The sequence below is a fragment of the Octadecabacter temperatus genome, assembly GCF_001187845.1.
GTDB lineage: Bacteria > Pseudomonadota > Alphaproteobacteria > Rhodobacterales > Rhodobacteraceae > Octadecabacter > Octadecabacter temperatus.
The window spans coordinates 1,684,312-1,710,850 of the sequence record NZ_CP012160.1 but is presented as its reverse complement, the minus strand read 5'-3'; the positions used below and the strand labels follow the sequence as shown (position 1 = coordinate 1,710,850).

General features: G+C 55.8%; 21 protein-coding genes and 2 tRNA genes. 14 read left to right on the top strand and 9 right to left on the bottom strand.

Going from position 1 to position 26,539, the window contains the following annotated elements:
- The first annotated feature begins 198 nt into the window (after positions 1-198).
- Positions 199-275 (top strand) — tRNA-Asp (locus OSB_RS08530).
- A 60-nt stretch (positions 276-335) separates the two neighbouring features.
- Positions 336-412: transfer RNA gene (locus OSB_RS08525), tRNA-Asp, on the top strand.
- A 498-nt stretch (positions 413-910) separates the two neighbouring features.
- Here the strand turns inward: OSB_RS08525 and OSB_RS08515 are convergent.
- Positions 911-2,272 carry a S41 family peptidase gene (locus OSB_RS08515; protein WP_234967367.1) on the bottom strand — a complete coding sequence of 454 codons (1,362 nt, stop codon included), beginning with the start codon at positions 2,270-2,272 and terminating at the stop codon, positions 911-913.
- Positions 2,242-3,615 (bottom strand): dipeptidase, encoded by a 1,374-nt coding sequence (locus tag OSB_RS08510; RefSeq protein WP_049834587.1) that lies wholly within the window; start codon positions 3,613-3,615, stop codon positions 2,242-2,244. The genes OSB_RS08515 and OSB_RS08510 overlap by 31 nt, the downstream gene beginning before the upstream one ends.
- A gap of 234 nt (positions 3,616-3,849) precedes the next feature.
- Here OSB_RS08510 and hemA point away from each other — a divergent pair, with 234 nt between their 5' ends.
- The 4 genes from hemA (at position 3,850) to OSB_RS08490 (ending at position 8,202) form a co-directional block, all read left to right on the top strand.
- Positions 3,850-5,073 carry a 5-aminolevulinate synthase gene (gene hemA / locus OSB_RS08505; protein ID WP_049834586.1) on the top strand — a complete coding sequence of 408 codons (1,224 nt, stop codon included), beginning with the start codon at positions 3,850-3,852 and terminating at the stop codon, positions 5,071-5,073.
- Positions 5,074-5,213: 140 nt separating this feature from the next.
- The gene (locus tag OSB_RS08500; RefSeq protein WP_049834585.1) at positions 5,214-6,455 is read left to right on the top strand and encodes a helix-turn-helix domain-containing protein; all 1,242 of its coding nucleotides are present in this window, start codon (positions 5,214-5,216) and stop codon (positions 6,453-6,455) included.
- 83 nt (positions 6,456-6,538) lie between these two features.
- Positions 6,539-7,660 (top strand): flavodoxin-dependent (E)-4-hydroxy-3-methylbut-2-enyl-diphosphate synthase, encoded by a 1,122-nt coding sequence (ispG, locus tag OSB_RS08495; RefSeq protein ID WP_049834584.1) that lies wholly within the window; start codon positions 6,539-6,541, stop codon positions 7,658-7,660.
- 161 nt (positions 7,661-7,821) lie between these two features.
- Complete coding sequence (locus OSB_RS08490; protein WP_049834583.1) at positions 7,822-8,202, top strand: hypothetical protein; 381 nt, start codon at positions 7,822-7,824, stop codon at positions 8,200-8,202.
- Here the strand turns inward: OSB_RS08490 and OSB_RS08485 are convergent, their stop codons facing one another.
- The gene (locus tag OSB_RS08485; protein WP_049834582.1) at positions 8,203-8,943 is read right to left on the bottom strand and encodes a DsbA family protein; all 741 of its coding nucleotides are present in this window, start codon (positions 8,941-8,943) and stop codon (positions 8,203-8,205) included.
- A gap of 19 nt (positions 8,944-8,962) precedes the next feature.
- A complete protein-coding gene (locus OSB_RS08480; protein WP_049834581.1) occupies positions 8,963-10,282 on the bottom strand; it encodes a M48 family metalloprotease in 1,320 nt (439 codons plus the stop codon).
- 57 nt (positions 10,283-10,339) lie between these two features.
- On the opposite strand from OSB_RS08480, the gene OSB_RS08475 reads away from it, so the two are divergent.
- Positions 10,340-11,494: a pyridoxal phosphate-dependent aminotransferase gene (locus OSB_RS08475; RefSeq protein WP_049834580.1), complete on the top strand. Its 1,155-nt coding sequence runs from the start codon at positions 10,340-10,342 to the stop codon at positions 11,492-11,494.
- Positions 11,491-12,720, top strand: coding sequence for an N-acetylmuramoyl-L-alanine amidase (locus OSB_RS08470; protein WP_234967366.1), 1,230 nt, complete (start codon positions 11,491-11,493; stop codon positions 12,718-12,720). The genes OSB_RS08475 and OSB_RS08470 overlap by 4 nt, the downstream gene beginning before the upstream one ends.
- On the opposite strand, the gene OSB_RS08465 is transcribed toward OSB_RS08470, so the two are convergent.
- Entirely contained in the window at positions 12,707-13,330 is a 624-nt protein-coding gene (locus OSB_RS08465; RefSeq protein ID WP_049834579.1) for a class I SAM-dependent methyltransferase, read from the bottom strand. The two genes, OSB_RS08470 and OSB_RS08465, sit on opposite strands and share 14 nt — an antisense overlap.
- 157 nt (positions 13,331-13,487) lie before the next feature.
- Between OSB_RS08465 and OSB_RS08460 the strand changes: the two genes are divergently transcribed.
- The 3 genes from OSB_RS08460 (at position 13,488) to OSB_RS08450 (ending at position 18,164) form a co-directional block, all read left to right on the top strand.
- On the top strand, positions 13,488-16,019 hold the full coding sequence (locus OSB_RS08460) for a penicillin-binding protein 1A (RefSeq protein WP_049834578.1): 2,532 nt from the start codon (positions 13,488-13,490) through the stop codon (positions 16,017-16,019).
- 85 nt (positions 16,020-16,104) lie between these two features.
- Complete coding sequence (gene prfB, locus OSB_RS08455; protein ID WP_049834577.1) at positions 16,105-17,232, top strand: peptide chain release factor 2; 1,128 nt, start codon at positions 16,105-16,107, stop codon at positions 17,230-17,232.
- A 152-nt stretch (positions 17,233-17,384) separates the two neighbouring features.
- Positions 17,385-18,164 (top strand): DUF2189 domain-containing protein, encoded by a 780-nt coding sequence (locus OSB_RS08450; RefSeq protein ID WP_049834576.1) that lies wholly within the window; start codon positions 17,385-17,387, stop codon positions 18,162-18,164.
- A gap of 68 nt (positions 18,165-18,232) precedes the next feature.
- On the opposite strand, the gene OSB_RS08445 is transcribed toward OSB_RS08450, so the two are convergent.
- The 3 genes from OSB_RS08445 to OSB_RS08435 all read right to left on the bottom strand — a co-directional run bounded on the left by OSB_RS08445 (position 18,233) and on the right by OSB_RS08435 (position 21,041).
- A complete protein-coding gene (locus tag OSB_RS08445) occupies positions 18,233-18,733 on the bottom strand; it encodes a bactofilin family protein (protein WP_049834575.1) in 501 nt (166 codons plus the stop codon).
- A complete protein-coding gene (locus OSB_RS08440) occupies positions 18,723-20,042 on the bottom strand; it encodes a M23 family metallopeptidase (protein ID WP_049834574.1) in 1,320 nt (439 codons plus the stop codon). The genes OSB_RS08445 and OSB_RS08440 overlap by 11 nt, the downstream gene beginning before the upstream one ends.
- A gap of 183 nt (positions 20,043-20,225) precedes the next feature.
- Positions 20,226-21,041: a ferritin-like domain-containing protein gene (locus tag OSB_RS08435; protein WP_049836102.1), complete on the bottom strand. Its 816-nt coding sequence runs from the start codon at positions 21,039-21,041 to the stop codon at positions 20,226-20,228.
- A 128-nt stretch (positions 21,042-21,169) separates the two neighbouring features.
- On the opposite strand from OSB_RS08435, the gene OSB_RS08430 reads away from it, so the two are divergent.
- Positions 21,170-21,616 carry a universal stress protein gene (locus OSB_RS08430; RefSeq protein ID WP_049834573.1) on the top strand — a complete coding sequence of 149 codons (447 nt, stop codon included), beginning with the start codon at positions 21,170-21,172 and terminating at the stop codon, positions 21,614-21,616.
- Between the two features lie 30 nt (positions 21,617-21,646).
- Here the strand turns inward: OSB_RS08430 and OSB_RS08425 are convergent, their stop codons facing one another.
- Positions 21,647-22,108 carry a peroxiredoxin gene (locus OSB_RS08425; RefSeq protein ID WP_049834572.1) on the bottom strand — a complete coding sequence of 154 codons (462 nt, stop codon included), beginning with the start codon at positions 22,106-22,108 and terminating at the stop codon, positions 21,647-21,649.
- A gap of 80 nt (positions 22,109-22,188) precedes the next feature.
- Here OSB_RS08425 and OSB_RS08420 point away from each other — a divergent pair, with 80 nt between their 5' ends.
- Both OSB_RS08420 and queA read left to right on the top strand, forming a co-directional pair.
- Complete coding sequence (locus tag OSB_RS08420; protein ID WP_234967365.1) at positions 22,189-25,476, top strand: DUF3971 domain-containing protein; 3,288 nt, start codon at positions 22,189-22,191, stop codon at positions 25,474-25,476.
- 8 nt (positions 25,477-25,484) lie between these two features.
- Positions 25,485-26,537, top strand: a complete 1,053-nt coding sequence (gene queA, locus OSB_RS08415) for a tRNA preQ1(34) S-adenosylmethionine ribosyltransferase-isomerase QueA (RefSeq protein WP_049834570.1) — start codon at positions 25,485-25,487, stop codon at positions 26,535-26,537.
- The last annotated feature ends 2 nt before the right edge of the window (positions 26,538-26,539 follow it).

The window sequence follows — 26,539 nt, the reverse complement described above, 5'->3', positions numbered from 1 at the left end:
TTATCCGGTTTGCACGACACGACGGAAGTTACGGGTTTCCCTCAAGGGCCGGCCAAGGGTTGGCCCGACAATCAGACTAAAAAATTGATTATTTTCGCTCTTTTGGGAGAAACTTAAATTCAAGCTCGCTTGTGGCTTGACGGGGCGATGCGTGCTGCCTAGAAGCACCCCACATCGACTAACGTTGATGGACAGTGGGCGGTTGTAGCTCAGTTGGTTAGAGTACCGGCCTGTCACGCCGGGGGTCGCGGGTTCGAGTCCCGTCAACCGCGCCACCGCTGTCCCTTTGGTTCAAGGATTGAACCGCTCTGCTAGAGGATAAAAGCAAAAAGTGCGCGGTTGTAGCTCAGTTGGTTAGAGTACCGGCCTGTCACGCCGGGGGTCGCGGGTTCGAGTCCCGTCAACCGCGCCACTTATTTCTCTGAAATGATCTGATCGACCTGTCGGACGAGAGAATGTCGTGGTGCTTTGTTGACGGACGGATTGTCTGTTACACGGTGCAGCGAATGTCTGGATTGAGCCAATAGTTACCGTCATAGCACGAAAATTCCCTTCCAAAGTGCTTGGGCGTTACTTACGGTGCCCCTGTTGACGCATTGGGAATGAAAGCTATGAAATTCCTTAACCGAATTAAGGCCATTTGGTCGCGACTTTTCCTTGCGGCAGTCTTTGTAGCTCCCGCGCTTTTCCAGTTAAGCGAAACTTTTCCAGATGTTAAAAAGGGGGGGTGGCCTCGGCTGTTTCTATTTTATGTCATTATTTGCGCGGTCGTTGCTTGGGGTTTCTGGTCTAATCGCAAACGGAAGCGCGATATAGACAAAACAGAGCTTTAGCTCTTTCTGAGCTAAAACATCAACGGCAACTAAGTCCCGCAAAACCGCCGTTTCGTGCCTCGAGTACCCGACCAATTTTAGTCCCGTGCGGCTGCGAGTGCAGCGCGTAGAAGGGGGTCTTCGCCTCGCATGAGTGGGGGCGCTTCGATCGTAAACGGGACATCAGGCGGGATGCCAACAGCCTCGTAAAGTGATCCATCCATCGTGCGGTAGGTTTGATGCGACAGGCCTAAGTCCCAGCCGTTCGGCAGTTTGAAACCCAAAATGTCCGATAACCCGCCTGACGTGGCTTCGCCCATGACCGTAACCTGCGGCATTTCACGAAAGGCCATGGTCAAGATCTCAGCGGCAGAGCCTGTGAGCTTGCTGGTGAGGACGATCACTGGTTGGGTGAGGGGTGTCGCGTCAAACGGTTGCAACGTGGCTGTGAACGGGGCGGTTTGCCCATTCCCGTCCCGTGTTGTTTTGGTAAACACATTAAGGGGTTGGTCGACAAAGTGGCTGGCGACGCCAAATGACACCGAATCCGAACCGCCAGGGTTGTAGCGCAGATCGATGATGATGGAATTTGCTTCGGCCAATGCATCGGCGACCTGAATAAACGCCTGCGCCATTGCCGGTTCGCTGCGTGCGCCGAATGGCGTGTCGAACCCCATGTGACGGATGGAAATGTAACCAATGCCATCGGGAAGTAGGGCGTATTCGATGCCAGTAAGTTCAACAGGTGTAAGTGGGGTGCCAACGGTATCATGAGCCGCGCGTGTCAGGTCGGCGCGGATAAGGTAGCCGTCGCGTGTGAAGAACGGGTCTTGGGTGAACCAAGTTGGCGCTTCGGAAGGTGAGAAAAATCCGATCGGCGTTCCAAGCTGAACATGCCCATCGTCCAAGCCTTCCAACGCTTGGCCGATGAGATCGAAAATCTCTGTGTCGTCCAATTCCGCAGTCGGCTCGGGGGCTAATGCACGCCTCGCATCCCAGTCGACGCCATGAAGGTCGAAGAAAGCGTAGTGTTCGTCCATTGCGGTCCACATGGCGTCGAAGACGTCGCGGGGCGAGGCGGCGTCGGCCACTTCGCAAGGCGCGGGCAGGGCGTCGATACGGGTGTAAGGCGTCGCGTCCAATGCACCGTCAACGCGCAGTATAAGGGTGTCGTCTTCTACCGAAACAGTCGCGCCTTCTGCGAACTCGACCAGCTTCAAGTGGGCGGGAAACGTAAGTTGCTCAACGCATGAATGGCTGTTTTCACTATATAACTTAGCCTGAAGCATGTTGAGGGTGATGATCGAACCACCAGTTTGCGCCCGCCAAGCGCCGCGTTGTTCAGCGTCTGGCATGTAGATGAACCAAGACACAATAAACGCGACGACAACCGCGCCGATCACGATCCAAAGCTGGTTAAGCAGGCGCTTCATGTCAGTGCCGCCAGTACCCGCGCCCATGAACGCGTGCCTTTGTGAAACGCTTCAACGTCGTATTTCTCATTGGGTGAATGGATGCGGTCGTCCTCAGACGCAAAGCCGATCAGCATCGCGTCCATGTCCAGCACGGTTTTGAAATGGCCAGCGATGGGGATGGACCCGCCCATGCCGACGAAGACGGCCTCGCGGTCCCATTCATTGCTCAGCGCTTGGCGGGCTTGTTCAAATTCGGGGCGGTCTGTGTTCATTACTGACGCTGGCGCGCCTTCAAGGTCGTTGTCCCAAGTGACGGACGTGCCAAGGCGCAGCTGGCTTTCGACGTGTTTGCGTAGGGCGATGCGGATTTTATCCGGATCCATGTCCCCAACGAGGCGGCAGGTGATCTTGCAATGGGCGTCCGCTGGGATCACGGTTTTGGACCCCGCACCTTGATAGCCACCCCATAAGCCGTTGATTTCTAACGTTGGGCGGGACCATTGTTGTTCGAGGATTGAATAGTTCTTTTCGCCAGCAGACTCGGTAAGACCCGCGTTTTGCATGTATTCGGCTTCATCGAAGCCGCATGTTTTCCATTGCGCCTTAAGGTTGTCGCCAATCTCGATGACGTCGTCGTAAAACCCATCAATCGTTACGCGGCCATCGTCATCATGGAAGGACGCGATGATGCGGCTGATTTCCTTGAGGGGGTTCACGGCGGGGCCGCCGTAGTGACCGGAATGCAAATCCATGGCTGGGCCATGCAGGACAAATTCTTCCTTCAACATCCCGCGCAATTGGCTGGCGATGGAGGGTACGCCTTGGGCGACCATGCCTGTATCACAGATCAGGGCGAGGTCAGCTTTCAACTCATCTGCGTTGGCCTCCATGAAAGGCACCAAGCTGGGGGAGCCGGTTTCTTCTTCGCCCTCAAACAGGAACGTGATGCGGCAGGGGAGTTCGCCATGCACGGCGATCCACGCGCGGCAGGCTTCCATAAAGGTCATTAATTGGCCCTTGTCATCAGACGTGCCGCGGCCGCGAATGACCTTTTTGCCGTCTCGATCTTCGATGAAGGGCGCAAAGGGGTCGTGATCCCATAGTTCAATAGGATCAACGGGTTGCACGTCGTAGTGACCGTAAAACAGCAAGTGTGGGCCAGAGTTCCCGACATGCCCAACGACCATTGGGTGCATCGGGGTGTCGCGTTTGGAGGCGTCCACGCCAAGCGATTTTAGGTCTTCCACAAGCCAGTCTGCAGCCTTGTTAACCTCGTCTTTGTAGGCAGGATCGGTGGACACGGACTGTAGCTTTAGCAGCCCCATCAGGCGATCAAGGGACGCATCGAGATCATCATCAATTTTGGTAAGGACTGCATCTAATGACATGGGGGACTCCGGAATTAAGGTTTCATCGGAGAGTGTCACAGTGGAGGGCAGCGTCAAGCGTTCGTGATGGGACTTGGATCAGGGTGTTAGGGCGCGTAATCTATAAGTGCGACGAACCGTATCAGGGGTAAGATAACGGTGCGCAAAGTGTTGCCTGAATTGGGTCGTGGATATATCAGGCATTAAACCTAATTGGCGGGGCGAGTCCCGCCGCTGTTCGACTAGGAATTCGTTTTGGATTTTGACGCTAAACTTGATGCTGCTTTGGCCCGCCTTCACGAAGAAGGCCGCTACCGCACGTTTATCGATATTGAACGCAAGCAGGGCCAGTACCCGCATGCGATCTGGACGACGCCCGAAGGCACACAAAAGGACATCACTGTCTGGTGTGGCAATGACTACCTCGGCATGGGTCAACACCCTGTTGTGCTTGACGCAATGCACGAGGCGATCAATGCAACGGGCGCTGGTTCTGGCGGTACACGCAACATTTCCGGCACCACGGTTTACCACAAGCGCCTTGAGGCTGAATTGGCGGATTTGCACGCCAAAGAAGACGCGCTTTTGTTTACGTCTGCTTACATTGCGAACGATGCGACGCTGTCCACATTGCCGCGTTTGTTCCCAGGGCTGATCATTTATTCTGACGCGTTGAATCACGCCTCAATGATTGAGGGGATTCGCCGCAACGGTGGCGAAAAGCGCATCTTCAAGCACAACGATCTGGACGATCTGCGCCGGGTAATGGCCGCTGATGACCCCGCTGCACCTAAGCTGATCGCGTTTGAGTCGGTTTATTCGATGGACGGCGATTTCGCGCCGATCAAAGAAATTTGCGACATTGCTGATGAATTTGGCGCACTGACCTATTTGGACGAAGTCCACGCCGTTGGCATGTACGGTCCACGTGGAGGCGGTATAGCGGAACGTGATGGGTTGATGGGTCGTATCGACATCATCAACGGCACATTGGCTAAGGCGTTCGGCGTCATGGGTGGTTACATCGCGGCAAGCGCTAAGATGTGTGACGCTGTGCGTTCTTATGCACCCGGCTTTATCTTTACGACATCCATTCCACCTGCTGTTGCGGCGGGGGCGGCGGCGTCTGTTGCGCATCTGAAGGTCGACCAAGACCTGCGCGATCAGCATCAAACACAGGCGAAAATCCTTAAGACCCGTCTGCGCGGGCTTGGATTGCCGATCATTGATCATGGCAGCCACATTGTGCCGCTGATCGTGGGCAACCCTGTGCACACGCAAAAGCTGTCCGATATGCTGCTGCAAGACCACGGCATGTACGTCCAGCCCATCAATTTCCCGACGGTGCCACGCGGCACGGAACGTCTGCGCTTTACGCCGTCACCGGTGCATGGGCCAAAAGAAATGGATGCACTGGTTAAAGCACTGGACGCACTGTGGTCCCATTGTGCACTTAATCGCGCCGAACTCGCCGGTTAGGTTACCCTACGTCGGCGGGTTTTTGAGCTTCTTGTTTGCCGCACGTGCAAAATAGTTTTTCTTGTGGTAATAAGAGCGTAAGGAACGCGTATGGGACGAATCGACGCGTTTCAACTGGGGCAGCAACACGAGGGTAACGGATGATCCGGAAAGGGTTCAGACGCGCAAAGGAAGAGCAAGCTGTAGAGACAGCCGGCTTTGACGCGTTCGAATTACGTCTTGGTGATCTGATGCGCGGCGAACGCGCAACCATCGGTAAAAGCCTTTTGGATGTTCAACGCGAGTTGAAAATCAAAGCGGCCTACATCGCTGCCATCGAAAATTCCGATCCAACCGCATTCGACACACCAGGTTTTATTGCCGGTTACGTGCGCTCATATGCGCGCTACCTGAACATGGATCCTGACTGGGCGTTTGATACGTTCTGTACTGAATCCGGCTTTGCGACAGCGCACGGCATGTCCGAACAAGCGTCTGGCGCCAAGCCTGTCAAAGCTGCGCCATTTGAGAAAGACATCTTCGCGACCCCAGCCACGCCATTTATTCCGGCAGGGGATGCGATGTTTGCATCTGTTGAACCGCGAGCCATAGGGTCCTTTGCGGTTCTGATCGCTTTGATCGGCGGCCTTGGTTTTGGTGGCTACACGGTTTTACAAGAAGTGCAGAAGGTACAGCTTGCGCCGGTTGAAAATACACCAACCGTTGTTGCTGACATTGACCCACTCGCCGGTGGCGGTTTGCCCGCAGCGGACGCTGGCGTTGATGTTGTTGCTGGTTTTGAAGCGCCGACATCTGAAAGCCTTGATCGTCTTTATCGCCCACAAGCGCTTGATGCGCCTGTTTTGGTGCCACGTGATGGCCCGATCGCAACGCTGAACCCAGGTACGAACGGTGCTTTGGCGCCAACTTCAGCTGAACGTCCTGGTTTGTTGGATGACGGCAGCACGACGCTTGCTGGCGTTGGCCCAAACATCCAAGTCACCGAAAATCCGATCCCTGGTGTACAGCTTGTTGCTGTGCGCGATGCTTGGGTGCGTGTCCGTTCCGCAGATGGCACAGTTCTGTATGAATCGGTTATGACTGCGGGGGATACATACAATGTTCCGCAAAACGAAGTTCCAGCGACTTTGCGTATCGGTGAATCAGGTGCGGTATATTTCGCAGTGAATGGTACCCACTATGGACCGGTTGGCCCACGCGGGCAGGTCACGTCTAACTTGGCGCTTTCCGTTGATAACCTGACCGAAACATATGCGGCCGCAGACATCGAAGCGGACTCTGATTGGCTGAAGGCGCAAGAGATCATTCTCGCGCGTCTCGCGTTGGAACTGGCGAACCCGCTCGACGATGCAGATACGTCTGCACAAGACGCCGACCAATAATCCCGAAACAAACTGTCGCAGCCCGTTGTTCGTACGACGTGCGAGGGATAGGTAATGCCTAACGTATCCTGACAGGTGATCTGATGTCGCTGAACCATATCCGCCCGTGGCGAAATATCTATCGTCGTGAAAGCCGCCAGATTATGGTGGGGAACGTCCCAGTAGGGGGCGGCGCGCCGATCACGGTGCAAACGATGACCAATACGCTGACACCGGATGTTGAGGGTACTCTGGCGCAGATCAACCGCTGTGTGGACGCTGGTGTTGATATCGTGCGCGTGTCCGTGCCCGACGAGGACAGCAGCGCCGCAATGAAAGAGATTTGCGCGCGCAGTCCAGTGCCGATCGTGGCCGACATTCATTTCCACTATAAGCGCGGCATCGAAGCGGCCGAAGCGGGGGCGGCGTGTCTGCGCATCAACCCTGGAAATATCGGATCGCCTGAGCGCGTGCGTGAAGTGATCAAGGCGGCCAAGGACAATAACTGTTCTATCCGTATCGGTGTAAACGCGGGGTCACTGGAAAAGCATCTGCTTGATAAATATGGCGAACCTTGCCCTGATGCGATGGTGGAAAGCGGCCTCGATCACATCAAAATCCTGCAAGACAATGATTTCCATGAATTCAAGATAAGCTGTAAAGCGTCCGATGTGTTCATGGCGGCCGCTGCATACCAACAGCTAGCCGAAGCCACAGATGCGCCTATCCACCTTGGTATTACCGAGGCTGGCGGGTTGACGAGCGGCACGATCAAATCATCCATCGGCATGGGTAGCCTGTTGTGGGCTGGGATTGGCGACACGATCCGCGTGTCACTTTCTGCTGATCCAGTTGAAGAAGTTAAAGTCGGATATGAAATCCTTAAATCCCTTGGGTTGCGTCACCGCGGTGTGAATATCATTTCCTGTCCTAGCTGCGCACGGCAGGGTTTTGACGTGATAAAGACAGTTGAGAAGCTGGAAAAACGGCTTGAGCATATCAAGACACCAATGAGCCTGAGCATCATCGGCTGCGTTGTGAACGGACCTGGTGAAGCGCTGATGACGGACGTTGGGTTTACCGGCGGCGGCAATGGGGCAGGCATGGTTTATCTTGCAGGCAAGCAATCCCACAAGTTGAGCAATGACGAGATGGTTGAGCACATCGTTGAGCAGGTAGAGGCGAAAGCGGCTGAGCTGGACGCGGCGGCAGAGGCAGAGGGTTAAGGATCGAATTGGCTTCGCCAATCCGACACGCTGGGGGCCAGCCCGCCAGACCGACAGGGATATTTCTAAAACAAAAGCAAAGTGACTGGGGTATGGATTTCCTGTCTTTGGGTTTGTGACTCATTCCATATTGTGAACATTGTTCATGGTGGAGTGTGGCGATGAAAAAGTTATTGGTATTCGTGGTTGCTTTGATTGCGATCGGCCTTGGGTCTTATGTGAGCGCGCAAGGGCGTGAGATTTCGGGCGGGTTGCCTTGGAACAATCAAGACGCCGAAGTGGTCTTAAAGGAACGTGTTGCGGAGCGATTTCCCGACGGAACACCGGTTGGGGTTCTGAATGAGATACTCGACGCTGAACGCTTTTCGATGGTGTCAGATGATCGTGGTCAAACGACGCCGACGGGCGATGGATCGCGCTATGCAAGTAGGGGCGTCGCGCGGTTCATTTTTGGTTGTTCCACACGGGTGTCATTGCGTTGGCAGCAACGTGACGGGCAAGTCTTTGAAATGGAAGGCTATATGCACCAAGGGTGCCTATAGTTAACTGTCTTCGCGTTCTTCGGAGATGATCTTGCGCATTTGAGCAAGGTCGACATAGCCGCGCACCAGTTGTTCACCGAATACGAATGTTGGTGTGCCCGAGATTTGCATGCGATCACCCAGTGCGCGGTTGTTGGCGAGAACTTCACGTACTGCATCGCTTTCCATTTCGGCCATGATCGCATCACCGTCCAGATCAAACGCAGAGGCAAGTGCGGACAGGCTGGCAGGGGTCACGTCAGAGCGCATATTGATCAGAGCGTCAGAGACAAGTTTGTAAGCCTCGTCGCCCGCGACGATCTTGGTCGCGACAGCGAACTGCGATGCGATGACTGATTGCTCGCCCAAGATCGGGAATTCTTTTGTGATGATGCGAATATTGCCGTCAGTTTCGATCAGTTCGGCAACTTCTGGGTGCGCACGACGGCAGAACCCACAGCGGTAGTCAGTGAACTCAATAATCGTAACGTCGCCATCAGGGTTACCGCCCACATAAGAGAACCCGTCATCAACAAGTGCGGTCATGTTCGTGGCAACCAGTTGGTCGTCACGCAGGACTTCGGCCTGTGCCTGACGGGTTTCCAAAACGGCGATGGCTTCCATCAGGACCTCGGGGTTTTCCAAAAGATAGGCGCGGACTTCGGCGCGGAATTCGGTGCGCTCGGAATCAGACATCGTGTCTTGGGCAAAAACGCTGGATGCTGTCATCATCAAGGCGGCGAAAGTGGATGTGAGGCGCATTGGAAACTCCGTCAAAATACTATTGTGCAGCAGAAAGCACGTCTTGCGCGCGCTGCCAAGGGGCGGAACCGCGCGGTAGGCGATCTGACGCACGCGTGGCATGCACAATCGCGTCATCTATGCGGCCCTGAAGGGCATAGCGCTCGGCCGTGGCGAGAGACGCAAGGCCAGGTTGACCGGAGCGCGCATAGGCTTGGCCCAAGTCCCGCAAAGTGCTTGATGACTGCCCGTCCAGCGCGCGGGATCGTTCTAAAGCACGCACAGCGCGGGCGTTCCCGTCAGCGGTGTCCAACGCCAATAACGCACGACCGTAGCCCGCAAGGATCAGTGGTTCGTTCCCGTTTAGGGACACCGCGTTTTGGTAGGCTTGAACCGCTGGACCCGGTTGGCGGCTTTCGAGCAAGATTTGCCCGTAAAGTTCGTACCAATAGGCATCGTTTGGATATTGGGCGAGTAGGGTTTGCATTTCACGGATCGCACGGTTCGCATCGGCTTGGCGGTGATAGGCTACCGCGCGGCGCATCACACCAATGGGGCTGTCGTCATTGCGCACACGGCGCAGGGTCCAACCAGGGTTTTGAACAAACGCGCTCAGTTTGCCTTGCGCACGGGCAAACCAAAAATCGGCGTTTGCATTGGCTTCGGCTGCACCGGGGTTGGCGGCGACAAGTCCACGCAAGGCACGGATGCGATCATTGGTAAGGGGGTGAGTACGGGCGTAAGGATCTTGGCGTGAAACGGACAATGCCTCTTGCCCGCGGAAAATCTCAAGCACTTCGATTGAGGCGGCAGGGTCAATTCCAGCACGCAGCATAAAGCGGATGCTGGATTGATCGGCTGAGGATTCTTCTGCACGGGTATGGGCGAAAAACTGTCTTTGCGCAGACCCGGCTGCCCCAGCCGCGATGCCGCCTGCTGCAGCTGGATTGTCTGAGGCCAATGCTACAGCGAGGGCCAGAGCTAGGCCAAATCCAGCCGCACTGCTTGAACCGCGCAGGTTCGTCAGACGTCGAGAGATATGGCCATTGGCGATATGGGCCGTTTCATGGGCGATAATGGACTGCAGTTGGGCTGCTGACGTGACGCGCTGCAAAAGCCCCGAATGAATAAAGATCGCGCGGTTATTGATGACAAAGGCATTCAGCCCGCTGTCATTCACCACCAAAATACGCACGTTGTTGGGGTTCAGCCCCGCAGCACGCAGAATGGGGGCAGCCAGCTGATCTAAACTGTGTTCGATGTCTGCGTCGCGGATTAAGCTCACGGCGTGTGCGGGTTTTGCCGCGCTGATAAACGTCAGGCAAAAGCCTAGACAGAGAGACAAGATCGAGAGGCGCATTGACGGGCTCCGGCTGGACAGGGCAAACAGGGTTCAAAGAAGAATAGGGCGGGCAGCATGCGAAACTCAAGACGGGGCGAGGTTGATCCCTTCATCGTGATGGATGTGATGGAGCAAGCGCGCGCAGCAGAGGCCGCAGGGCGCCATATTATCCACATGGAAGTGGGGCAGCCGGGAACCGGAGCGCCGCGGGCCGCGATTGAGCGATTGTCCGCTGATATGGCGGGGGATCCGCTGGGGTATACTGTCGGGCTTGGGTTGCCGGAATTGCGCGCGCGGATCGCGCAGCATTACTGCGAATGGTATGACTTGGAGCTGGACCCTGAGCGGATTGTTATTACGGCGGGCGCGTCTGGTGCGTTTTTATTGGCGTTCTCGGCGTTATTCGACACGGGCGAACGCGTCGGTCTTGGTGCGCCGTGCTATCCGTCTTATCGCCAGATTTTGAAGGCGTTGGATTTGGTTCCGGTAGACATGCCAACAACGCTGGAGGCGCGGATGCAGCCTGTCGCTGCTGATGTGGCAGCACATGACTTAGCAGGTTTGATTGTCGCATCGCCAGCCAACCCGACAGGTACGATGCTTGATATCGATGCTATGCGCGCGCTGGCTAGGGCATGTGAGGCGACGGGCGCGGCATTTATCAGCGATGAAATCTATCATGGATTGGGATACGAGGGCCGCGCGGTAAGCGCGCTTGAGGTGACGGACGAGGTCTATGTTATCAACTCGTTCTCAAAGTACTTCTCAATGACGGGGTGGCGCGTGGGGTGGATGGTCGTGCCGCAAGACCATGTTCGCAAGATCGAACGCCTTGCGCAAAACATGTTCATTTGCCCGTCCCATGCGTCCCAACGGTTGGCGCTGCATGCCATGGACTGTGCGCCGGAACTGGATTTGAACGTCGATGTGTATCGCGCCAATCGTGCGTTGATGTTGGCGGAACTCCCCAAAGCGGGATTGGACAAGTTCGCACCACCTGACGGGGCGTTTTACGTTTATGTCGATGTGTCGGATTACACGGATGACAGCCTTAAGTTTTGCCGAGAAGTCCTTGATAAGGCTGGTGTTGCGATTACACCTGGCCTCGATTTTGATCCGGTTGAGGGACATAAATGGGTCCGGTTGTCTTATGCGCGTTCAACAGAAGATATTCGTGAGGGGCTTGTCCGGTTGGCGACGTTCATGGATGAGTTAAGGGCGATGCTTTGAGTTTTTTCGCCAAAATGAAGGCCGCGGTTTGCGCGTCGTTGACTGTGCTGGGCTCTGTGGTTGGCGCACAGGAGTTTTCTGCGTTGGCGCGGTTGGATGTGACCCAATCGGGTGCGGACGATGGATTTCGCCACGCGGGGGTTGAGTTGTTTTTGTCCCAACCCGTGCCGTACCGCGTATTTACGCTGGATGATCCGATGCGATTGGTCATGGATTTCCGTGAAGTTGATTTTCGTGGTGCTGACGCAGAGGCATTCACCCAAAGCGACTGGATTTCCGGTGCGCGGTTTGGCGGGCTGCGGCCCGGTTGGTCGCGCATGATCTTGGATTTGACGGACCCTGTGCAAATTGATGAAGCGGGGATGCGGGTGGACGATGTTGACGGCACAGCGCAAATCAGCTTGGTGTTGAAAAGCACGTCTGTTGACGAATTTATTGCCGCATCCGGCGCACCCAATGATCCTGATTGGGCGTTTCTAATGGCGGCTGATCCAGCGACGGCTGCACCGCAAGACGATGATGGCCCATTGGTTATTGTGATTGACCCTGGCCACGGCGGAATTGACCCCGGCGCGGATGTCGGTGACGTGCATGAGGCTGATGTCATGCTGGCTTTGGGATTGGAGCTTGCGGCGGCATTGGGCCGAATTGAAGGCGTGCAGCCTGCAGTGACCCGCGCGGATGATACGTTTGTGCCATTGCAAGAACGCCTTACATTGGCGCGTGGATCGGGCGCTGATTTGTTTATTTCACTTCATGCGGATGCCTTAGAAGGCATTCAGGCAACGGGCGCGTCTGTTTACACACTTACAAGTAAAGCCGCCGAAGAAGCGTCCCAACGCATGGCGGAGCGCCATGAAAGCGGGGATCTGCTGGCCGGTGTCGATCTAAGCGGGCAGGGCGACGAGGTGGCTATGGTGTTGCAGGACCTTGTGCGTGTTGAAACCGCCGCATCCGGAGAACGATTTGCAGATCAACTGGTTACTGCAATGCGTGATACGGGCGCCGTTTTGAATTCGCGCCCGCGTCGTGAAGCGGAGCTGGCCGTTTTGAATGCGGCGGATTTTCCGTCGATCCTTTTGGAGGTTGGATTTTTGTCTAACCCTGATGATCGTGCGCGTCTCACGACAGCACAGGGACGCGCACCGATTGTTGCTGCGGTAACCTTGGCCGTTGGACGTTGGGCGATTGAAGAAGCCGCGCTAAAGCCCCTTATCCGCCAGTAAACCGCGCTAACCAAATGCTATGGCCCTGACAGTTCGGGTCTTCGGCGCGAAAGCTAATGACCTTGAAGCCATTGGCGATCAGAAGGGCGCGATATTCATCGGGGGCCAAGCTGGAATGGTAGACCTGTTCTTTCACCGCATGGCCCCAAACTTCGCCGTCTGACGTGCCGGATGTGAACATCAACGCGGCGTTTGGTGCTGCGTGCGCGGCAAAGATCGGGAACATGGCGCGCTGCGCGTCTTGGTCGAGATGGAAGAAGCTGTTCCACGCAAGAATGGCGTCGAAACTCTCGCCTAGATCAAGGGTTCTCATATCCGCGTGAATGGCGCGGGCGTTTGGCAGGGTCGCCGCAAAGAGTTCGACCATTGTGGCCGCTCCATCTACACCCGTTACGGCAAGCCCGCGATCTGTCAGGTAGGTCGCAATCGGCGCGCCGGGACCACAGCCCAAATCAAGCAATCTACGCTGCGCGACATTGCGTGGGGTAATGCCTAACATCCTGTCTAGGTTCGATTTTTCGAACAAAGACTTGTTGCGCACTGCCTGAAAATCAGCCGCTTCACGTTCATACGTTGGCAGGATGTCGGCGGGTGTTGTGAAGGTTGTCATGGATACGGTGTGGGCTGTCAGGGCGGGGCGCACAAGGGCGTTTCAGGTTACCCCAATGTAACCGGCGGGAATTGGCCAGAATGGGTGTTTGGCCTTTTGACGCCAAGATGCATTCTGCCTATAAGCAGGGCAATTCTACCAAGGGGCGGTCTACTACATGGTCTTGCGATTCATCTTCTCGTTCTTTGGCGGCATCTTTTCGATGCTCACGCTTGGCGCGGGCATGGCAGCCCTGACGCTGGGTGCAATTTTCTACATGTATGGGCGCAACTTGCCGACCTACGAAACTTTGGCGAACTATCAGCCGAAAACCATCAGCCGTGTGTATTCCGGCGAAGGGCAAGTGATTGATGAATTCGCCGAAGAGCGCCGTCTGTTTACGCCGGCAGCTGAAATTCCTGATATCGTAAAGCAGGCGTTTATTTCCGCTGAGGATAAGAACTTTTACACCCATGACGGTTACGATCTGCGCGGTATTGGTGCTGCTTTGGTTGAGGCCGTGGTTAGCCGTGGTGAAAACCTGCGCGGTGCGTCGACGATTACACAGCAGGTTGCTAAGAACTTCCTACTCGATGGCTCGCGCCGTGTTGAGCGTAAGATCCAAGAGATCATTCTTGCGCCACGTATTGAAGAAACTTTGGGCAAAGAGGGCATCCTTGAGCTTTATTTGAATGAGATCGACCTTGGTGTTCGTTCCTTTGGGGTGACGGCTGCGGCGAGGTCTTACTTCAATAAGCCGTTGTCTGAATTGTCCCCCGCTGAGGCTGCATTCCTCGCGGTGCACCCGAAAGCGCCCTATAGCTATCACCCTGTGCGCAACCGTGAAGCCGCGCTTGAGCGCCGTGACTTCATCCTCGAAGAGATGTTTGAAAACGGCTATATCGACGAAAACGAGCTCGCGATTGCATTGGCCGATCCAATTCGCACCGTACAAAATGGCGACTTCCCGAGCGCCCGTTCTGAACGCCCACCACGCGACTACTTCACCGCTGCTATCGTGAACGAAGTTGAAGGGTTGTTTCCTGATTATGAAATGAACTCTGCCGGTCTTTCGATCCGTGCGACAGTGGATGAAAGCCTGCAAGACGCGGCACGTGATGCGTTGCAGCGTCAGTTAGAAAGCTATGACCGTGGGATTGGGCGATGGCGGGGCACTGGCCTTACGCTGCCGGTTGAAATGCTGACGGACGAAGAAACATGGCGCGCCAACCTGCGCAACGCGTCGGTCATCCGCACGGTGACACTGGAAAACCAATGGTACCCTGCTGTTGTACTTGAAGTTGGTGAAAACCAGATGCGCATGGGTATTGAAGGTTGGGAGATCGGCGACGAAGAACCGATCATCCCACGCCGCGATATCGAATGGATGCGTGGTGGGTTTGCTGACAATTTCTCGGCCGGCGATATTGTGCACGTGCGCCGTATGATGACGGGTGACAACGGTGAAGGCGATTTCATTCGCTGGACGCTACGCCAAGTACCAGAAGTGCAGGGTGCGTTCATGGCAATGGACGTGAACACGGGGCGCGTTTTGGCGATGCAGGGTGGTTTCGGCTACGAGATTGCGATTTCCGAATTGAACCGCGCCTATGCCGAGCGCCAGCCTGGTTCGGCGTTTAAGCCGTTCGTTTTCGCGGCAGCGCTCGATTCCGGCTATACGCCTGCGACGATTGTTGTGGATGCGCCGATTGAAGTTGTGGCGGGTGGCGAAGTTTGGCGCCCGATGAACGCATCTGATCGCTTTTATGGCCCAACGCCATTGCGCACCGGGATTGAGCAATCTCGCAACGTTATGACCGTGCGTTTGGCGCAAGAGGTCGGGATGCGCACCATTGCGGAATACGCTGAACGGTTCGGCGTCTATGACCGGATGAATGCCTACCTTTCAGCGTCGTTAGGTTCTGAAGAAACACAGCTGTATAAGCTCGTGGCAGCCTATGCGATGTTCGCCAACGGTGGTGAGCGGGTTGAGCCAACCTTGGTTGACCGTGTTCAAGACCGTTACGGAAACACGATCTATCGCCATGATCAACGCGTCTGTGCTGAATGTCTGGATGCGACCCTTGAACAGGGCCGTGGTCCGCGCATTGCATCTGACCGTGAACGCGTGATGAACGCGGTAACGGCCTATCAGCTGACGTCGATGATGGAAGGTGTTGTACAACGCGGTACGGCGCGTTCTTCCATTAACCTATCGGTGCCGATCGCTGGTAAGACAGGTACGACGAACGATGCCAAGGACGTTTGGTTCGTTGGCTTCAGTTCCAACATCGTGGCTGGTTGCTACATTGGCTTTGATACGCCGCGCTCCCTTGGGCGCGGGGCGTCTGGTGGCGGCCTTTGCGGTCCGGTGTTTAACAGCTTTATGCGTACTGCCATCAATGAGTACGGCGGTGGATCGTTTCGTGCGCCCGAAGAATGTCTGTTCATTAATATTGACCGCTTTACCGGTGCACGCCTTCCAGAAGGGGCAAGCGGCGACAACGTTGTGCGCGAATGTTTCCGCGAAGATGAAGAGCCAGTGTTTGGTATCACGTTTGACGGTGGTTTCGCGATGGCGGCCGATTTGCCGTTGTTTGACGAAGTACGTCCACCAGCGGCCGTTAGCGTAACGACATCAACTGGTGAGACGGCGACCATTAACTCAAACGCGTCTTTCGGGTCGTTGTCTTCGGGTGGTTTGTATTAGGGCTAAGGATTAGGGAAGCGGGCCGATTGCCCAGCCTACAGGGATAGGTTAGACCCTGCACAACCCTTTGACATAGAAGTCTGATATGCGCGCTGAAATCCAAACGATCGTTACCGAAATCGAGAAAAGCCTGGCGTTGCTAGAGCAGCGGATGGACTGGGAAACCGCGCCCCATCGCCTTGAGGAATTTGATGCACGTGTTGAGGACCCCAACCTTTGGGATGATCCAGACGCAGCGCAAAAGCTGATGAAAGATCGCCAAGCGCTGGTGGATGCGATCGCGAATTATGAGGGCATCAAACAAGAACTGTCCGATCAGCAAGAGATGATCGAGATGGGCGAGATGGAAGATGATGCAGACGTCGTTACCGAGGCCGAAGATGCGCTTAAAGCGTTGAAGGTGACAGCAGCCGCGAAAGAGCTAGAGGCGCTGCTGAACGGCGAAGCGGATTCCAATGACACTTTCCTTGAGATCAACTCTGGCGCTGGCGGTACAGAGGCTTGTGATTGGGCCGCGATGCTGGCGCGCATGTATGTCCGCTGGGCTGAGCGCAAGGGCTACAAAGTTGAGCTGCAATCAGAGAGCGCGGGCGAAGAAGTTGGCATCAAGTCGGCGTCTTACAAGATTTCCGGCCACAATGCTTATGGTTGGTTGAAGTCTGAAAGCGGCGTACATCGTCTGGTGCGGATTTCGCCGTTTGATAGCGCCGCCAAACGGCACACGTCATTTACATCGGTGAAGGTCTATCCGGTGGTGGACGACAACATCGAGATTGAGGTTAATCCGGCTGATATTCGTGTCGACACCTACCGCTCGTCCGGTGCGGGTGGTCAGCACGTTAACACGACAGATTCCGCTGTACGAATTACGCACGCACCCACGGGTATTGTGACGACCTCATCAGAAAAATCCCAACACCAGAACCGCGACATTGCGATGAAGGCGTTGAAGTCTCGTTTGTATCAAATGGAGTTGGATAAGCGTTCGGCGCTGGTCAACGAGGTGCACGAGAACGCGGGTGATGCAGGTTGGGGCAATCAGATCCGGTCTTATGTTCTGCAGCCGTACCAGATGGTGAAAGATCTTCGGACTGCTCATGAAACGTCAGACACCAAAGGTGTTCTCGATGGCGATTTGGATGCATTCATGGGCGCGACTTTGGCGATGGACGTGAGCGGTAAAAGCCGCGCGGATGCCAACGCTGAGGACTAATGCGCTAACGCATTGCGCCTGCGGCGGGCGGCGGGCAAAATTCTGCGAATTTTGGCAGCGCTTGCAACGGGCGAGTATTTTCGAACCAAAGAAGACCGCGGGGCGCTTGACCTGACGTGTTTGCCGCTCAATTCTGGGGGCGGAGGATACTTATGTCGCAAGCAGAACACCCAACCGCATCTCCGGTACCTGAAATTGGCACTGTGACCCTTGTTGAAGTGTGGGTCTGCCTGAAGGCGGGGCTCGCGGATTTTCGGGCCGCGCCCCAGTTTGGATTGTTCTTTTCCGCCGTTTACGTTGTTGGTGGGTTTGTAATGTTGTGGCTTGGGGCAGGACATGTGTCTTGGACATTGGCCACGTCATTAGGGTTTCCGTTGGCGGCGCCATTTGCGGCTGTTGGTCTGTATGAGGTTTCCCGCCGTTTAGAGAACGGGGATGCGTTGGATTGGCGCGAAGTTCTGGGGGTAGTTTGGAAGGAACGCACCAAGCAGGTGCCGTGGATCGGCGCGATAATCTTGTTTTACTTTTTGTTCTGGACGTTTCTGGCGCACATGATTTTTGCACTGTTCATGGGGCTGAGCGCGATGACCAACATCTCAACCTCGTGGGATGTGTTTTTTACATCAAACGGATTGACGATGATTGCCGTTGAGTTGGGTGTTGGCGGGGTGCTGGCGTTCTTACTATTCTCGCTGACCGTGGTGAGTTTGCCGTTGGTCTTGGACAAGGAGATCGATTTCGTCACGGCGATGTTGCTGAGCCTGTCCTGCGTGAAGGCGAACTTTCGCATCATGCTGGTTTGGGCTGCGATCATTGCGGTGATGACGTTCGTGGCGTTGCTACCTTGGTTTTTGGGGCTTGTTGTTGTGTTGCCAATATTGGGGCACGCAACATGGCACATGTACCGGCGCGCGCTTTACAGTCCTGTCTAGAGCAAGGCGCATGAAAAAGGGGCCAGCGTTAACACGCGGCCCCCGTTTCGAAATCATTTTCGGATGCTTTACGCTTTTGGCGCAGCAGCCTTCGCAGCCTTAGTCGCACCGGACCCCAGTGGATCATCCTGACGCTGAACGGAGCCTTCAAAGTGGGCGCCAGACTCAATCGCGATCGTCTTGTGGATGATGTCACCCTCAACGCGTGCGGTGGATGTCAGGCGAACCTTAAGGCCGCGGACTGTGCCAACAATGCGGCCGTTGACTACAACGTCGTCTGCCATGCATTCGCCGTTTACAGTGGCGCTTTCCCCGATGGTCAGCAGGTGCGCACGGATGTCGCCGTCTACTGTGCCTTCGATTTGGATATCGCCGGATGTCTTCAGGTTACCTGTGATATGCAGGTCCGTGGACAGCTGGCTGGCCGGTGGCTTTGCCTTTGGTGCGGAGGATTTGAAATCGCTCGCAGCAGGGGCAGGGGCCGGTGTTGCAGGCTTAGCTGCAGCCGTGTCTGATGTTGCGGGTGTGGCAGGGTTGCCAGGCTCATTGATTTTGCTTTTAGAAAACATCTTGTCCAGCTCTTATGTAAATCATTGGGTTAACGGGGCGTCCGCCTACGCGGATTTCATAGTGCAGGTGTGGTCCGGTTGAACGACCAGAGTTACCAATATCACCAATCGGGTCGCCACGCGAGAGTCTTTGTCCAACTTCGACGCGCATTCTGCTTTGGTGCGCATATCGTGTCTCGATGCCGAAAGCATGCTGTACCTTGACGAGACGACCATATCCTGAGGACCAGCCCGCAAAGGTTACCACACCGTCCGCCGGAGCGTAGATTGGCGTGCCGATTGGGGCTGCAAAGTCTGTTCCGTTGTGCATCCGACCCCAGCGCATGCCGAAACCAGAGGTAAAACGGAAACCTGAACGTACGGGCATATCGAACGGAATACGTTCAGCCGCGATGCGATAAAGGTTTAAACGGTCCATAGAGCCGAGAATCCCGTTGGCACGGGCCGCATCTGGGTCTTCACCGCCGCCACGCGTGGAAAACTGAAGTGGTGTCAGTGGGCCACCGGAGCCGGAATAGCCGCGACGTACCTGCGCGAGGACGTCATCGGGATTCATGCCCGCGGCGCGGAACATGTTGTCGAGCGGCTCAACAGAAACGGTAAACGCATCTTCAAGCTGGCGGAAAATCTGGTCGTTGCGTTCCTGCAAGAGGCGCAATTCAAGTTCCATGTCGGATGCACGGCTGAGCGCGAATTCCGCGTCGCTTGCGATTTGGTCGCGTTCTGCAGCTGTGTCTGCCAATGCAGTGGCCAGCAAATCAACGGTGCCATCAGCCTGTCCTGCTTGCGCATAGCCAAGCGGTGTTTCGCCATCGCCGCTTATCGCGGCTTCTAAGGCGGCAACCTGATCTTGTGCGTCTTCGCGTTCGCCCATGGTGCGGCGCAACGTGGATTGGACGACTTCGAGGCCGGTTTCCAATTCGCGGCGGCGGTCTTCTGAGCGCAGCAATTCGGACTGCATCAGGGAAATCTGTTCAAGAGCAGAGGAGAAACGTGCTTGGGCGGCAACGGCTTCGTTGGCGCGAATATCTCGTTCTGTAGAAAGGGCGTTCAGGCGGTCCTCATAGGTGACTTGGTCGCGCTGTGCTTGGGCGCGGAAGTTTCCGGCGCCAATGCTGTCCATAAGGAGAACGGCTGTCGCAATGATCGTCCAGCTGACGATAAGCGCGCTACCTGTCCACGCAACGAGCTGCGTTTCAGGCTTGAGGCGGATAAACCGTGTTTCAGTGTCGGAACGTAGAAACAGACGCTTCTCTGGGAAGCGCTTTTCCAAAGCGACGTGTAGTTTATGTATCAACCGAGCTTTCACGAAGGTTTCCTGATCCCATCCCTGTCCATTAACGCAACCCCCAACATCACGTCTCGACTGTGTTAGCGGGTGGTGGAATCACTGGCAAGGTTTTTGCCCAAAATAGTGAATATTCAGCACGATAGGCGGTATTCCGGCAGCAATTCGCCTATTTACCTTTAGGTTACCGCCTTCAGGTTGTGGTTAACGTGATGATTGTTCGGCGAGCGGCCAATAAAAGTCAGGCGGAATACCTGCTTCGGCGCGTTTTTCCTCGTTGAAGGGAGGTTTTAGCGTTGTGTGGAAGTATTTGCGCACCAGTTCATGAAAAACCGGCGTCGGATCTAGGTTTTCGCGACCACATAGAAAGTGAAACCATTTGGACCCGTAGGACACGTGGTGAACTTCTTCGGCGTAAATCACGTTAAGCGCATCAATCGCTTGTCTGTCTTTCGCTTGCTGGAAAATCTTGATCATGCCGGGCGTTACATCAAGGCCGCGTGCCTCAAGAACCATTGGAACAACAGCCAAACGGCCCATTAGATCGGTTGCCGTGTCCTCGGCCGCGCGCCACATACCTGCGTGGGCTGCCAAGGCGCCGTAGTGGGACCCGTTTGCTTCAAGACAATCGCACATCAGATTGAAATGTTTAGATTCTTCGTCGGCGGCTTTGACCCAATCGTCGTAGTATCCAATCGGCATAGGCGTGTCTGAAAAGCGCGCGATCAGGTCCCAGTGTAGATCAACCGCATTCAGTTCGATGTGGGCCACGGCGTGTAAAATTGCGATGCGACCTTCGGGTGTTCCCGGCTTGCGACGCGGCACGTCGCGTGGGTCCAGTAGTTCCGGTTGGGCGGGGCGTGCTGGCATGTCAGGCGGGGATGCGGTTCCGATTTCGGGCGTTTCACCTGCGTCACGTGCAGCTTTCCAAACGGCGGCGTATTCGCGTGAGATTGCGGTTTTGGTGCGGCCATCGGGTGTGCGCAGAACATCGTCTGCCATTTGTGCGAGCGTTTTCATACCTGAGGAATTACCGCCACGGCCAAGGATGCACAACACTTCAAGCGGCGTAGATGATTGATGCACATCAAGGTGCGTTTCGTGGTTTCTGTTAGATTTAAGCTGTCCCAACAACAAAGGAGCACGCAATGTTTGAGAAAATAGTCGTCGGCTTTGACGGATCGGAACCATCAGAACGCGCGCTAACGCTCGCTTGTGATATGGCGGATAAATATGGCTCGCAAATCCATCTCGTTTACACGCCGCAACCACCAACAGTCGCCTATGCGATGGGGGCAATACCTGGGTATCAAACGGCAGCGATCATGCCGCCAGTCAGCGAGGTGAAGGAAGCGAACGAGAAAGTCATGGCACAAGGCGCGTCTATTGTTGAAGGCTGTGGCCACACGCTGACAGATACCTATATCAAAACGGGCGAACCGGGGGATGTGTTGGTGAATTACGCTGAAAAATGCGGCGCTGATCTTATTGTGCTTGGTCGTCGCGGGCTTGGCGCATTGGGCGCGATTGTTCAAGGCAGCACGTCTTTGCGCGTCAATCACATCGCAAAATGTGCAACGTTGTCAGTGGTATAAACTGCATCCCTAACGTGGAGGCATTCGTGGTTATAACCCGCGCACGGCTTCCAAAACCTCGTCCACATGACCTGGTACTTTAACTTTGCGCCAGATGCGGGCGATCTTGCCATCTGCGATTAGAAATGTCGCGCGCTCGATACCCATGAAGACTTTGCCGTACATCTTCTTCTTGCCCCAAACGCCGTAACGCTCGCAGACGTCACCGTCCGCGTCCGACAAAAGCGCGATCTTGAGGTCGTGCTTGGTGATGAATTTTTCATGCTTGGCAACGGTATCTTTGCTGACGCCCCAGATCGTTGCGCCACTTTGTGCGAAAGCTGCAAGTTCAGCGGTAAACCCAATTGCCTCAGTTGTGCAGCCGGGCGTGTCGTCGCGAGGGTAGAAATACAGCACCAATGGGCCTGATACGTCTGACAGGGTTACCGTTTCGCCACCATCACGGGGCAAGGTGATCGCGGGGGCTGCGTCGCCAATCTGAAGTTCTGACATATGTGATCCAATTTGCGTTTCATTCCCTTTGCCTTCTACCGCGTGAGCGGCGATTATGCACCCCAATGAGTGAGAGCAGTGTGCCTAAAGAAGATAACGTTGAAGTGGATGCGGAGACCCGTCGTCCGCGCCGGTTATCTGTGTGGTGGTGGCTGCGCGCCTTAGTGCTGATTATCGGGGCTCCGCTTCTTATGGCGGTGATCGCCGCGGTGATGCTGATTGGACGCGAGGTAACCGCGCCGTCATGGATTGTGCGCGATGTCGAGGAGCGTGCCGCGGACGTTTTGGCAGGTGGCTCTTTGGGCTTTGGTTCCATGACGTTCACCGTGGGCCAAGACCTGCATCCGCGTCTTGTGTTGCAGAACGCGACGCTTTGGGATGCCGAAGGGGGTGTTCTTGCACGGGTGCCTCGTATTGAAGGGCTGATTTCGCCGCGTGGCGTGTTGCAGGGGCGGGTTCTTGCACAAGAGGTCCAATTGCACGGCGCGCAGATTTCGTTGCGCCGCGCCATGGACGGCACTGTTGCCCTCGCGTTTGATCAAGGGGCCGCTGCGGTTGGGGCTGCGGACGGCTTCGTTGGGCTATTGGATCAGATCGATCAGGTGTTTGAGGAGGGCGCGCTAGAAGCGCTTGAGGAGCTGCGCGCCGATGGGCTGATTATCAACTACGTCGATGCGCGGGCAAGGCGGTCGTGGGTTATCGATGATGGACGTATTGAGCTTGATGTGAACGACGGCGACCTTGACCTGCGTGCGGACGTCGCGCTGTTGTCTGGTCGGGCTTATGTGACCACGGCTTCGTTAAGTTACGAGTCCTTACGCGGCAGCCGCTCGGCTGAAATCGGGCTCAGCATCACAGATGCGGCGGCCCCCGATATTGCCAGCCAATCGCCATTGCTGGCGTGGCTTGGTGTGCTGGATGCACCTATTTCAGGGGCCGTTCGCGGACAGTTGGATGAGGGCGGCGAGTTGTCGACTGTGTCTGCAACATTGCAGATCGGTGAGGGAGAGCTTCGACCGAACTCTCAAACACGGCCTATCCCGTTTGAGTCCGCGCGCACTTACCTTAGCTATGATCCTGCTTTGGAAAAGCTGACGTTTGATGTGTTGGAGGTCGACAGCGCACTCGGAAGCGTGAATGGTTCTGCGCAAACCTATCTGCGCGAATTTCAGGATGGTTGGCCCTTGGCCTTGCTAGGGCAGGTTCAGCTTTCCGAAATGACGATCGCGCCCGAAGTTATCTTTGATGATCCGATTGATGTAGCGCGGGCGAACTTGGATTTCCGCCTGCGGTTGGACCCGTTCACCCTCGATATCGGGCAAGCGGTGATTGAGAGCGGTGATGTTCCTGTTGCGATGCAAGGGCAGGTTTCTGCACTTACAGACGGGTGGTTGGTGTCGCTTGATGCCAACGCGACTGAAATTGCGACGGATCAGGTTATCGCGTTTTGGCCTTCAAATTTGGGTACAAAGACACGAGATTGGATCGAAGAATTTGTCCGAGCCGGCGAGCTACTGAACACTTCTGTCGTCTTTCGTGCGCGCCCCGGGGATGAGACGACGTTTGCGATGACGTCAGAGTTTCGGGACGCCACTGTCGGGTTCATCCGCAACGTGCCACCTGTCGAAAACGCAAGTGGGATGCTATCAATTGTCGATCGCCGCGTGGCGCTGACGCTGGATGAGGGCCATGTAAATGCGCCGCAGGGTGGGCGACTTGATCTGGCTGGCAGCCAAATGGTCATCCCGCGCACGGGCATCCCCAATCCGCCTGCGCGTTTTGATTTGGATCTGGTGGGCGGGGTCACAGCCGCGGTGGCGGTGCTGAACCTCGAACCATTTAACGTCCTGCGCAACTCTGACCTTCCTGTAAGTTTCGCAGAGGGACGTGCGACGATCAGCGCGTCAATTGATACCCCCTTAGGACGGGGCATTCGCCCTGATCAACGGGTTTGGTCCGCGAATGCACGGGTGCGCAATGTGCGATCAAGTGTCTTGGTGCCGAACCAAACGCTGACGGCGTCTGAGCTTCGGGTGCAGGCGGACGTGGATAGTTTGGTGGTGAGCGGGCCGATGCAATTGGGTGACGTTGGCGGGACCGCGACGTTCTCGCGTGCACTTGGGGCCGGATCGGAAGGGACCGCGCGTGTTGAAGCGAACGTGTCGATTGGCCCTGCGTTTCTGCGAGAGTTCAATGTTAATCTGCCGTCGGGAATGGTCAACGGACAGGCCCCAGCGCAAATCGCAATTGATTTAAGCAATCCAAATGCGGCGTCGTTCCGCCTGACGTCTGACTTGCGGGGAATGGGGCTGTCGCTTGCAGGGGCAGGTTGGTCCAAGGCCCGCAATGCAGTGGGGGCGCTTACGGTTGTTGGGCAGCTTGGTGCGACGCCACGCATTGATCAGTTGTCGATTTCCGCACCTGGCCTGCAAACCACTGGGACCATCCGCCTGGCGTCTGGTGGCGGGTTAGAACGTGCTGCATTTGAGCGCGTGCGCCTTGGGGGATGGCTTGATGCGCCTGTCGTGCTTTTGGGGCGTGGTGCTGGGCGGCCCGTGCAAGTTCAAATTGCTGGCGGGTCACTTGATCTAAGGTCTGCCAATTTTGGCGGGGGAGGCAGCGGCGAGGGGGCTCCGATGGACATTGCCTTGGACCGATTGGTGATTACCGACAGTATTCAGCTCGACAATTTTCGTGGAACGTTCACATCGCCCTCAGGCTTGCAGGGAGAGTTTCAGGGTGATGTGAATGGAACTGCACCCATTCGCGGAACGTTGGTGCCGATCGATGGGCGTTCTGCCGTGCGGATTGTCAGTGACGATGCTGGCGCGCTGTTTCGCGCGACGCGCCTTTTGCGCAATGCCCACGGTGGGAGCCTACAGTTAACGTTAATTCCAGCAGGCGCTGAGGGGAGCTATGATGGCACCTTGGTCGGGAACAGTTTGCGGGTGCGCGATGCACCTGCTTTGGCGTCCTTATTGGATGCGATTTCGGTGGTCGGTTTGCTGACGCAGTTGGATGGGCAAGGGTTGCTGTTTACGGATGTTGACGCGAAGTTCAGGCTGACACCGTCGCAAGTGATCGTGACCCAATCCAGTGCGACAGGGCCGGGTTTAGGAATATCGCTGGACGGTATTTATTCGACGGCAGCCCAAACAATGGACTTTCAAGGCGTCGTTTCGCCGTTTTATCTGCTTAATGGGATCGGATCGATCCTGACACGGCCCGGTGAAGGGCTGATTGGGTTTAATTTCAATCTACGTGGTCCCGTTGACAACCCGCAGGTTCTGGTCAATCCGCTGTCCGCACTGACGCCGGGAATGTTCCGTGAAATATTCCGCCGCGCGCCGCCAACTGTGGACCAATAGGACGTGCCATGAAGCTGAGTGAGTTTGACTTTGATCTGCCCGAACACCTGATTGCCGTGCGCCCAGCTGTGCCGCGCAGTTCGGCCAAGATGCTGGTGGCTGAGGGCATGCAAACCCGTGATATGGCGGTGACCGATTTGGTATCGGTGCTGCGGGCCGGCGACCACTTGGTGCTGAACGACACGAAGGTCATTCCGGCACGTTTGTTCGGTGAGAGATCGCGCGTAAGCGAGCACGGAAGCGGTATTGCTAAAATTGAAGTGACGCTGCTTGAGCCGCAAGCGAGTGGAACTTGGGCGGCTTTGATCAAGCCGCTACGCAAGGTGCGTGATGGGGAGACAATTGTTTTCTCGCCCCGTTTGTCCGCCACCCTTACGGCGCGTGACGATGGCATGGGGTATCTGGAATTTAACCTCAGTGGTGATGATTTCGATGCGGCGTTGAACGAGGCAGGCGCGATGCCGTTGCCGCCCTATATCGCCGCCAAACGCGCCGCGGATGAGCAGGACAAAGACGACTATCAAACAGTTTGGGCCGCCAACACAGGCGCGGTCGCGGCGCCAACGGCGTCGCTGCATTTTGAACAATGGCTACTTGATGATCTCGCAGATTTGGGCGTGAAATTCAGCTACGTCACGCTGCATGTCGGGGCTGGCACGTTTCTGCCCGTTAAAGTCGATGATGTGTCCGAGCACGTCATGCATTCCGAATGGGGGCAGGTGAGCGCGCAAACGGCGGCCGAAGTTATGGAGACCAAAGCCGCAGGCGGGCGCGTCATCCCTGTTGGCACCACCGCGTGCCGCTTGATTGAAACTGCGGGACGTTCCGGCGTTCTAGAGGCGTGGGAAGGGGACACAGATATCTTCATCACCCCGGGTTTCGAATTTCAGATAGCTGATGGTTTGATGACGAATTTTCATTTGCCAAAGTCCACGCTCATGATGCTGGTGAGCGCGTTGATGGGCCAAGATCGGATACGTGAAATCTACGCCCATGCGATTACGAACGACTACCGCTTTTTCAGCTATGGCGATGCGTCGATATTACTCCCTAAGGGATAGGT